Genomic DNA, 3,532 nt, shown 5'->3' with positions numbered 1-3,532 from the left:
CCTGTTGGTACCGGCGTCAGCTTGAGCCATCTGCCGGGCGATGTCTGAGCCGGCAGTACTGTCCGAAACGCCGGTCCCGTCAGGAACTTACGCCACTTCCAACCGGCTCACGGGAGGGGGCGGCGGATGGCTCTATCTGGCGCCGGCGTCAACACTCAAGGACATTCAACAAGTCCCCGCCTGCATCCGGCCTTCCGGCGGTTGGTTCTGGGTGTCGCTTGACACATGGGCGAAGGCTGCCAGCTGCCTGGCTCGGCATCAAGGGCCGTGGGATCCCAACAGTGCGCCAGAATCCTCAGGCACGGGACCCACGGGCGGGATTTCGGTGCATCGCTTCTTTGTCGGCCCGTTGTCCTTGCCTCGCTGATCGGGCCGTGGAACTGCTCGCTGCGAACCCCGGTGGCCGCGCATATCCTCGCGCCTGAACCCGCTCAAACCGAGAACGACAAGAACAGACAAGAACAGACAAGCACACATGGCGATCAAGAAATCCGACCTCTACTCCAAGCTCTGGGCCAGTTGCGATGAGCTTCGCGGCGGCATGGACGCCAGCCAGTACAAGGACTACGTGCTGGTGCTGTTGTTCATCAAGTACATCAGCGACAAGTACGCCGGCCAGCCCTTCGCGCCCATCCAGATTCCCGAAGGCGCCAGCTTTGCCGACATGGTGGCGCTCAAGGGCAAGAGCGACATCGGTGACCAGATCAACAAGCGCATCGTCCGCCCGCTGGAAGAAGCCAACCGCCTGCGCATCAAGGCCGATTTCAACGACGACGCGTTGCTCGGCCAAGGCAAGGAGAAAGTCGAGAAGCTCACCAACCTGATCGGCATCTTCGAATCGAAAGATCTGGACTTCAGCCGTCAACATGCCGACAGCGACGACATCCTGGGCGATGCCTACGAGTACCTGATGCGCCACTTCGCCACCGAAAGTGGCAAGAGCAAGGGCCAGTTCTACACACCGGCCGAGGTCAGCCGCGTGATGGCCCAGGTGCTGGGCATCGCCCAGGCCAAGACCAGCCCCGACACCACCGTGTACGACCCTACGTGCGGCTCGGGATCGCTGCTGCTGAAGGTGGCCGAGGCCGCGCCCACGCCCGTCAGCGTGTACGGCCAGGAGAAGGAAGAAGTCACCAGCGGCCTGGCGCGCATGAACATGATCCTGCACCACAACCCCGGTGCGGTGATCGAGCAAGGCAACACGCTGGCCGACCCCAAGTTCCTGGACGGCGTTCAACTCAAGACCTTCGACTACGTGGTGGCCAACCCGCCGTTCTCAGACAAGCGCTGGAGCACCGGCCTGGTAGGCGACCCGTACCAGCGTTTCGAGGGCTTCGGCACGCCGCCCCGCAAGCAGGGCGACTACGCCTACCTGCTGCACATCATCCGCTCGCTCAAGAGCACCGGCCGGGCCGCCTGCATCCTGCCGCACGGCGTGCTGTTCCGCGGCAATGCTGAAGGCCTGATCCGCAAGAGCCTGGTGCGGCGCGGCCTCATCCAGGCCATCATCGGCCTGCCGGCCAACCTGTTCTACGGCACCGGCATCCCGGCCTGCATCCTGGTCATCGACAAGGCCGGCGCAGGCGCTGGCCACACAGCCCGCAAGGGCATCTTCATGATCGACGCCGCCCACGGCTATATGAAGGACGGCCCCAAGAACCGGCTGCGCGAGCGCGACATCCACCGCATCGTCGACACCTTCACCACGCTGGATGACACTGACCCGCGCTACGCCCGCATGGTGGGCCTGGACGAGATCGAGAAAAACGACTTCAACCTCAACCTGCCGCGCTACATCGACAGCAGCACGCCGGAAGACCCGCAAGACATCGACGGCCACCTCAAAGGCGGCATCCCCGCGGCCGATGTGCAGGCGCTGCACCGCTACTGGGCGGTGTGCCCGGCCTTGCAAGCCACCCTCTTCAAGCCGCGCCGGCCGGGCTATCTGGACTTGACGCCCACGCCCTCTGCCGTCAAGGGCGTCATTCATGAACACGCCGAGTTCCAGGCCTTCACCCAAGCCATGAACGGCCACTTCGACGCCTGGCGTGGGCCGGTGGCCCAGCAGCTCAAGACCTTGGTGCCCGGCTTCCAGCCCAAGGCGCTGATCCACGAACTGGCCGAGGGCCTGCTGGCGCACTACGAACACCAGCCCACGGCCGGAAAGCTGATCGACCCCTACGCCGTCTACCAGCACCTGATGGACTACTGGGCCGAGACGATGCAGGACGATGCCTACCTGATCACCGAAGACGGCTGGCAGGCCACGCCCTACCGCGTGCTGGAGACCAAGAAGAACAAAGACGGCTCACCTGGCAAGACCGTGGACAAAGGCTGGGCCTGTGACCTGGTGCCCAAGGCCCTGCTGGTGCAGCACCACTTTGCCGCCGAACAGGCGGAGCTGGACACCTTGAGCGCCGAGCTGGAAAGCGCCCAGGCCGCACAGACTGAGCTGGAAGAAGAGCACAGCGCAGACGAAGGCGTGTTCGGCGGCTTCGACAAGATCAACGACAAGGAAGTGAAGTCGCGCATCAAGGAGATTAGGCGCGATGCCGCCACCGATGCGGACACGGCCGATGAGCTGGCCGTGTTGAAGCAGTGGCTGGCTCTGTCAGAGCAGGCCGGCAGCCTGAAGAAGCGCCTCAAGACACTGGACGCTGAACTGGACGCGAAGGCCCTGGCGCGCTATTCCACGCTGACGCCCGACGAGGTGAAGGCGCTGGTGGTGGACCACAAATGGATGGTGGCGCTGAGCACCGCGGTGCATGGCGAGCTGGACCGCGTGAGCCAGACGCTGACCGGGCGGGTGAAGGAACTGGCCGAGCGCTATGGGCGGACGATGCCGGAACTGGTGCAGGAGGTGGCCGTCCTGGAGGCGCGGGTGGCGGGGCATCTGGCGAAGATGGGGTTCGTATGGAAATGAAGCCAATCGCCGACGGGTACAAGAAGACCCCGGCAGGCGTCATCCCGAACGACTGGAGCGTCCGGCGCATGGGGGGCGTTGCCAGGGTCGTCTCGGGTCAAGTCGATCCGAGGATCGAGCCTTATTCGCTGATGCCGCTGGTTGCACCGGACCACATCGAAAGCGGAGCCGGTCGGCTTGCGCGAAGCATCGCTACAGCTGCGGAGCAACGGGCTATCAGCGGAAAGTACCTGTTCCGCAGCGGAACCGTTATCTACAGCAAGATTCGTCCGCACCTTCGCAAGGTTTGCATTGCACCGTTCGATGGCCTGTGTAGCGCGGACATGTATCCGCTCTTGCCTGCCGATGACGTACATCCAGGCTTCCTATTTGCATCGCTGTTAAGTGAGCGATTCTCGAAGTACGCAGAATCCGTTTCCATCAGAAGCGGGATGCCGAAGATCAACCGCGATGAGCTTGCCGGTTTTGAGTTTTTGCTCCCTAGCACGCGCCAGGAGCAAGCCCAGATCGCGGGTACCTTGGTGGACGCCGACGCCCTGATCGAATCGCTGGAGCAACTGCTGACCAAGAAGCGCCAGATCAAGCAAGGCGCCATGCAGGAACTGCTCA

2 protein-coding genes are annotated in these 3,532 nt (G+C 63.4%); both read left to right on the top strand.

What is annotated here, in order from left to right; genetic code table 11:
- Positions 1 to 475: 475 nt before the first annotated feature.
- On the top strand, positions 476 to 2,923 hold the full coding sequence (locus ACOVRJ_RS19075; RefSeq protein ID WP_422045408.1) for an N-6 DNA methylase: 2,448 nt from the start codon (positions 476 to 478) through the stop codon (positions 2,921 to 2,923).
- The coding region (locus tag ACOVRJ_RS19070; protein ID WP_422045407.1) for a restriction endonuclease subunit S at positions 2,914 to 3,532 on the top strand (619 nt) is incomplete at its 3' end. The genes ACOVRJ_RS19075 and ACOVRJ_RS19070, both read left to right, overlap by 10 nt.

Source organism: Roseateles sp. (assembly GCF_049240545.1).
GTDB lineage: Bacteria > Pseudomonadota > Gammaproteobacteria > Burkholderiales > Burkholderiaceae_C > Paucibacter_A.
The sequence above is the reverse complement of the archived record's forward strand: the minus strand, read 5'-3'. Positions and strand labels throughout refer to the sequence as shown.